General features: G+C 40.1%; 6 protein-coding genes and 2 pseudogenes. 6 read left to right on the plus strand and 2 right to left on the minus strand.

Features of this window, described 5'->3' with window-relative positions:
• The first annotated feature begins 139 nt into the window (after positions 1–139).
• Positions 140–673, plus strand: a pseudogene (locus ACED28_RS22355) (integrase).
• 187 nt (positions 674–860) lie between these two features.
• Positions 861–935: pseudogene (locus ACED28_RS22360) on the plus strand (S-adenosylhomocysteine hydrolase); the annotation flags it as partial.
• A gap of 348 nt (positions 936–1,283) precedes the next feature.
• On the opposite strand, the gene ACED28_RS22365 reads toward ACED28_RS22360, so the two are convergent.
• Both ACED28_RS22365 and ACED28_RS22370 read right to left on the minus strand, forming a co-directional pair.
• Positions 1,284–2,546 (minus strand): type II toxin-antitoxin system HipA family toxin, encoded by a 1,263-nt coding sequence (locus ACED28_RS22365; RefSeq protein ID WP_102421462.1) that lies wholly within the window; start codon positions 2,544–2,546, stop codon positions 1,284–1,286.
• Positions 2,533–2,868, minus strand: coding sequence for a helix-turn-helix transcriptional regulator (locus tag ACED28_RS22370; protein ID WP_017100095.1), 336 nt, complete (start codon positions 2,866–2,868; stop codon positions 2,533–2,535). Before ACED28_RS22370 ends, ACED28_RS22365 begins: the two co-directional genes overlap by 14 nt.
• A gap of 426 nt (positions 2,869–3,294) precedes the next feature.
• Between ACED28_RS22370 and ACED28_RS22375 the strand changes: the two genes are divergently transcribed.
• The 4 genes from ACED28_RS22375 (at position 3,295) to ACED28_RS22390 (ending at position 6,201) form a co-directional block, all read left to right on the plus strand.
• On the plus strand, positions 3,295–3,699 hold the full coding sequence (locus ACED28_RS22375) for a nuclear transport factor 2 family protein (protein ID WP_017100096.1): 405 nt from the start codon (positions 3,295–3,297) through the stop codon (positions 3,697–3,699).
• A gap of 28 nt (positions 3,700–3,727) precedes the next feature.
• The gene (locus ACED28_RS22380; protein ID WP_017103707.1) at positions 3,728–4,432 is read left to right on the plus strand and encodes a TetR/AcrR family transcriptional regulator; all 705 of its coding nucleotides are present in this window, start codon (positions 3,728–3,730) and stop codon (positions 4,430–4,432) included.
• 364 nt (positions 4,433–4,796) lie between these two features.
• Positions 4,797–5,447, plus strand: coding sequence for a hypothetical protein (locus ACED28_RS22385; RefSeq protein WP_016800250.1), 651 nt, complete (start codon positions 4,797–4,799; stop codon positions 5,445–5,447).
• Complete coding sequence (locus tag ACED28_RS22390) at positions 5,440–6,201, plus strand: DUF3307 domain-containing protein (protein ID WP_016800251.1); 762 nt, start codon at positions 5,440–5,442, stop codon at positions 6,199–6,201. The genes ACED28_RS22385 and ACED28_RS22390 overlap by 8 nt, the downstream gene beginning before the upstream one ends.
• The last annotated feature ends 326 nt before the right edge of the window (positions 6,202–6,527 follow it).

Raw genomic sequence — 6,527 nt, forward strand, 5'->3', positions numbered from 1 at the left:
TAATTTGTCCGCCACGGGTAAAGTGGTTGCCGGACGCGCGTTTAGGTCTAGGCATAGTGGTTCCTTGAGAGTTAAATGCAGTACTTTTTATATAATTACCTGCGTATGCAGATGAGCTGGTTTAGATTGGAGGTCAATTATGTGGACGAAGAAAGGTCATCTAACAGGGCAGAAAAAGTCCTTCAAGCTTGAAGATATCTGGCGAATTCGCACTAGGCTTGAAATCGACCTTGCTCAATCTCGCTATCGATTGCAAGTTACGTTCTTGTGACTTACTTAGAATGAAAGTGAGGGATATCTCTTCTGGTGGTGCGATTCAAGATCGCGTGCTTTACAGCCAGAGGGGTACAGTTTGAGCTCACTTCACGCACTGCACAGCCAACTCTCTGCACCAGACTCTATTTTCCCAAGTCCTCGAAGGCAGGGTAAAGCAATTAGTTGTAGCAGCTACGCCACCATCATTTTCCGCTGGGTAACGGGACTCGGCTACGATCCCTATCTCTATGGTACCCACTCGATGCGCCGTACCAAGGTGACGTTAATTTAGCCGAGAACCAAAAACATTCGCGCTGTGTAACTATTACTTGGCCATGTTAAGTTGGATAATACCATTTGCTATTTAGGCGTAGAAATTGAGGAGGCTCTGAACATCTCTGAGGGGATAGACTCATAGTAAGGTTGGAGTGTTGATTTTAGAAAGGTCATTTTTAATGACCTTGAAATGATTATTATAAAACAATAGGTTAATAATATTTATTCGTTATTTTTGCCGTATTATCCCCTTTGAGTTTGCCGTATTTCTTCCTGTCATAATAAGGTTGCGTTATATTACGAACACGTATGAAAGTTAGGAGGTTCAAATGACAGCAGTTGATCGCGTTTATCAAAAGATAAAGCGCTCCAGACGCTATGTTTTTGAGCGCAAAGACTTTGATGTAGGTTTCACCCATTCGCCACGAGCCAGATACGGGCTTATTTCTACACCTCGCTCTGTGCTCTAATACTGGCGTAAATTTGATAACCCAACGATTAATAGTGGCCTGATCCACAACGACTCCGTGCTCCAATTGTATCTCTTCAATTTCACGATAACTGAGTTTATAGGCGAGATAATAACGTACGGTTTCGAGAATAACTTCAGAGGGGAAGTGGCAACCTTTAAACATTGAGATTCAGAGTATTAGGTAAAGATTGAGTAAATCTTAACCGACAACGCAAAACTTTGCGACAAAACCCATCATGTCGTACGGACATTGTTTATTTAGATATTCCATGTATTCTACTTAATGACCATCTTGCGGCTTTAAATGTTCCATTTCATTGAATATGTAGTCATTCAATATCACACGTTTGAAAAGTAACTTTCGCGTAACTTCAGGGACATCTACTTCGTTACACACGGATTCAAACTCTTGGGTAATCGTAGAAATTTGAAACCTAATAATTTCTTCTGCTTTTTCAGCCTTAATATTGAAACTTGGTGCTGCTTGCATACAAAGTGATAACAGAGATAAATTAAGATTTTCGAAGATCTTCATTCCATGACTCGCCTCCCCACCTGTACGGTTTTGTGGACAAATATCATAAGCCGGTGACAGGGATATTTTCTCCCCTTCTACAAAGAAAGCATGATTTCGAGCATGGTCATCCGTATTACCGATCAGTACATTAAATACCATCCGTGCAAATAGCTCTTGGCTATCAGAGGTAAAATCGATGCAATACTGCTTCATATTGTTCACTAGGTCTGCGTAAGATGCCTCTCTAGCCCATGTTTCATCTAAGCCTAAAACTGTCAGCCCGGACACCATTGAGCGACGACACCAAACGTCACCAACTAACGCTCTATCAAAGCGTCTTACAAGAAGAACATCTTTTCCTAATACTTTTTCAAAAATAACTTCGGCAACATTGAGTCCTGCTAACTTGGCAAGCCTCATTGCTACGTATTCTGATTGTACAACTTCGTAAGTATCATTTGATGCTGAAAACTTAGCAATATACTTAGCTTCATTACCAGTGATCATCGCTTTCGGGCGAGCACCTCCGAGGGATGTACCATGCATAAGTGCTCTATCCAAATCCGAAGAGATTTCCTTACCTTGACCGACGATTTCAGACGCATTGTATAATTCTTCAAGAGTTGCCGCATCAGTAGAACGATCAAAATACTCAGTGGCCGATTCTTGAAAATCGAGAGAACCGATCCGATCTGAAGCGGAATGCATCAAATACGTCATTTCGCCTAACTCAGCATCGTAGTCTTTGCCCATCAACCGAGAATTAATGACCCTACGTCCCCAAGCATCTGGAGCTGCATCACGCAAGCAAGAGAATATAGGCATACCTTGAACTGGTTCCTTAGTACCAGCAGAAAGCGGTAATTCATTTGAGTAAATTGGTTCTGCATCTGAACGTTTCAAGTAAGACTGACCGTACGTAAAATGTTGGCCAGTTTCATCAATAGTGAGTCTACCTGCTACCACAGGCTCTGATTGTCCTTTAAGCCATTTCCAAACGAAGCATTGATTACTAGAAGTCATCATCTAAAATTACCTTTTTCCTTCTTACTCGATTAGGCAGTAATGCCTCAATTTTCGCATTTGTTTTACGTTTAATAGCAAACTGGTTTTCATCGGGTTCAAATAAAGGAACACCTAATACCCAAGCAGTTTCGAAGTAGAGTCCGATACTTACAGACGGATCACCTTTAAGAATCTTTATCATAGTGGGCTTAGATACCCCAACTCGGGAACAAGTCTCTTCTACAGTGATTTTCTTTTCCTTACGCTGGATTGTAAGCATCGTGGCAAAATGAGTTAGTGCGGCACTAGCAACAGTGCTAACCTGAATGTTACCTCTTCCCATAGTAAATTAACCTTTACCGTAAATATAATAAGGTAAATATTAATTTACCAAAATTTAAATGTCAAAGTAATAGGTTAGAAATAATTATAGTAAAAACTATTTTACTATAAAAATCTTAAAGTGAATTGTAGTTTACAATAAAACAGTCATTGAAATGACTGCAATGAAAAACAGAGATCCTGTCTGAACTCTCTATTTAGTTATTGCTTTACCACACTTTGGTCGAGTAGACGACACCTGAGAAGCTTTTGGACAAAACCTTCCAATTACAGTCAACGATGCGAAATATTTATGCATTTAATGCAGGAGTGCATTCATTGTTAATGCAGCACCTTTCATTCTATTAAACAGCTACAAACTCAAGTTTGCTCTCATTATTGTTCAGTGTACAATATAGAATTGCACACTGAACAATAGAGTGAAATCATGAATGCCAATACGATAGCAAACAAATACCTTGAAGCACTTGAAGAAGCAAACATTGAAAAAGTACTATCGCTTTTCACGCCAGATGCGTTGGTGAGTTCACCACTTTACGGTGAACGTAAGGCAGCAGACTTTTATCCTGAATTGTTTGAAGATACGAGCAGTTCAAAGCTAACCTTGAAGGGTGTAATGGAAGGGAAATCAACTCGTGACTGTACAGATTTGATATCTATCTGGTTCTACTTTGACTGGACACTTGCCAATGGTGAACCTGCACCTTTTAATGTTGTCGATGTGTTAGAAGTCGACAAAGGTAGCCGCTTGATTACCAAATTAAATATTGTTTACGATACTTTTAACATTAGAAGTTCGTTCAATCTGTCTAAAAAGCAGACCTCCCTTTAGCAAGTACTTTATAGATAGCGGTACCTTTATGAAAAGAAAAGCAAATACAACACCTCTCTCTAAGGAAATTATAATCGAGGTAGCACTGAATCTTATTGCGGAGAAAGGAATCGATACGTTTAGTATTCGAGACGTAGCTAAACGGTTAGATACCTATCCAACAGCTATCTATTGGTATTTTAAAAACAAAAACACACTGTTAGGTGAAATTGCAAATACAGTGATGTCTAGTGTCACACCTAACTACGGTAACCTGGATTGGCACGTCTGGTTGACCCTGTTATTCCAAAACTACAGAGGTGCAGTAAAACACCATCCCCACATCGCAGATTTGATAGGAGGGCGACTTCTGGCAAATGCGTATCAAGATCCTAGATTGCTAGATGGAATTATAGCTGCTCTTTTGGATGCAAATTGTCCGCCGTCTCATATAGTCCCTATGTACAACACAGTAATTGCATCAATGTGTGGTTTCGTAACCATGGAGTTCGGTCATTTACCGCTAGATAATGCGGATGAATGGGAAGCTAAGTTAAGAGGGGAGGCTAAGAAGGTAGAAAATAGTGAGTATCCAAACTTAACTCGTTTTCTACCTCAAATGATGAATGCTTCTTTCATTTTACGCTGGCAAAATGGCTATGACAAACCGATGGATGAGAGTTTTAATAGGTATGTTGATGTTTTTATAGATGGTTTGAAACACCAGATTAACGCACTAAACGAGATGCCATAGCAGGAATTTTATACCTTATGGTAACGTTAATTTCAGAAAGTATTGTGCTTAACTATGCACCTCATGAAGCCAATAAGACACTTTTGAGTTAGAAAGTGCCACGAGTCAAAATTCAGGTCTATGAAGCCTCTGGACAAAAGTGAGTCAGTATCCATTATTGATGGTGCAGATCATATTGGATCACTGCCACAGTAGTCGAACGGCACTCGTAAAAGTGATTACAGTCAAACTAAGGTAATGACAAGCTTCATGAATCGTTTAGCCCTAAAAGGCTAATTTCCACCTATTAGCCATAAACGGCTAAATTTGCATTATTAGCCATAAACGGCTAAATTGGCATCTACATGAAAGAAGGAGTTTTAATGTGGAGCCTACCTCTAAACCTATCGCAGTGATCAGCGGCGATATTGTCAACTCAACCAAGCTAACATCTGAACAGTTTGAACAACTTCTTAAACGAATCAAAGACATTCAGAGACTGATCACCGCAGGAAATTCATCAAATGCGCACAGTATTGAGCGTGGCGATGAATTTCAGACCGTGGTGCATGATATTGAAAGCGCTCTGAGATACACCATCATTTATCGTATTGGCATTAAAGCGCTTGGCAAAGAGTTTGATAGTCGCATTAGCCTTGCTATTGCCTCTAATGCCGATTTGCGTGAGTCTGTCTCTGAATCGATGGGTGAAGCATTTGTTCTTTCTGGGCGTGGACTAAAAGCCTTAAAAAGCGACAGGTTGTTATTTAACTCTGACCGTTTCGAACTCACTGAGCACTTTGACTTACTCTTTAAGTACCTCGATAGACAACTAACGGAATTAACCTCGCGCCAATGTGAAGTTATGCTTCCGATGCTTCGAACCAATGAAGGTTTGTCTATTAGTGAGTTAGCAGAAAAGCTCGATGTTGCTACTGCCACTGCCAGTAAGTCTCTTAAAGCTTCAGGTTGGCCGCTAATCAGTGAGCTAAATTGGCGATTCATAAACCAAGTGAAGGGACTCAAGTATGTTTAATTTTTTTGATGTTCTAATACCGTTCTTGATGATTCACATCATCTGTGATTTTTACCTCCAGCCGAACCAATGGGTAGAAGCAAAGAAAAAATACACTTACCGTTCAACTGAACTGTACTTTCACTCACTATTACACGGTGTCGCGTTGTTAGTTCCTGCTATAGCGTTAGGTATTGACTGGCGCTCAACTACTTGCTTGGTAGTTATCATAGCGGTAAGTCATTTTATTATCGATTTGTGGAAAGTAAGAGCACGAAATGGTGGTAAGTTTTCCTATTTTATTATCGACCAGACTTTGCATGTATCAGTGCTAGTAGCCATTGCCTTTCACATGGCAGATGGTGTAATGATCGATGCCGTACTACAAGATGAGAAGTTCTCAGATGGTGTTATGGTGGTATTTGCTTACTTACTAATTCTCAAGCCAACTTCGATTGTGATTGGCAGCGTCTTAAGGAAGTTTCCAATATCAGATCAAGATCAAGATACTACTAGTATTAGTGGTCTTATCGCAGGTGGTGAGTTGATCGGTTATTTAGAGCGAGTGTTAATACTGACCTTTACGCTTGTGGGGAGCTATGCAGCTGTGGGTTTTGTATTGGCGGCTAAGTCAATATTTAGGTTTGGTGAGTTGAATAAATCAGACGACCGAAGCATGACTGAGTATGTGCTGATTGGTTCATTGATATCGGTGGTGATCACAACACTGGTAGGTACCTTAATATCACTTGGTTTGGGTGTGAAAATTAAATGACCAAAAAGGTATTCGGCAGTTTATTACTAGATAAGCTCGAATTTTACGGGATAACGATCAATTACAGGGAAGAGAGTTGCCCTTCTAATGTAGTGGATTAGCAGATTTGGTCACATAGTTAGAGCTCTAGACATAAGAACAAGTAGGTCAAAATTGGCGGCTGCATTCTGTGATAGCTAGCTGCCGAAACGCAGAATGGGGCATTTTCGAGTTTCATGGCACACCTTTGGACAGAAGCTTTTTCTAATTTAGTAAATGATGCATTATCTCCGGGGCTCTTCTCCGCTTAGATGAGTCTATAAATTAACAATAAAATCAATAAAGCA

This window comes from Vibrio sp. 1F253, from assembly GCF_041439295.1.
Lineage (GTDB): Bacteria > Pseudomonadota > Gammaproteobacteria > Enterobacterales > Vibrionaceae > Vibrio > Vibrio tasmaniensis_A.

What these genes read in the sequence shown, in the direction of transcription:
- ACED28_RS22365 (WP_102421462.1), bottom strand. Translation starts at nt 2,546, where the DNA reads ATGATGACTTCTAGTAATCAATGCTTCGTTTGGAAATGGCTTAAAGGA.
- ACED28_RS22370 (WP_017100095.1), bottom strand. Translation starts at nt 2,868, where the DNA reads ATGGGAAGAGGTAACATTCAGGTTAGCACTGTTGCTAGTGCCGCACTA.
- ACED28_RS22375 (WP_017100096.1), top strand. Translation starts at nt 3,295, where the DNA reads ATGAATGCCAATACGATAGCAAACAAATACCTTGAAGCACTTGAAGAA.
- ACED28_RS22380 (WP_017103707.1), top strand. Translation starts at nt 3,728, where the DNA reads ATGAAAAGAAAAGCAAATACAACACCTCTCTCTAAGGAAATTATAATC.
- ACED28_RS22390 (WP_016800251.1), top strand. Translation starts at nt 5,440, where the DNA reads ATGTTTAATTTTTTTGATGTTCTAATACCGTTCTTGATGATTCACATC.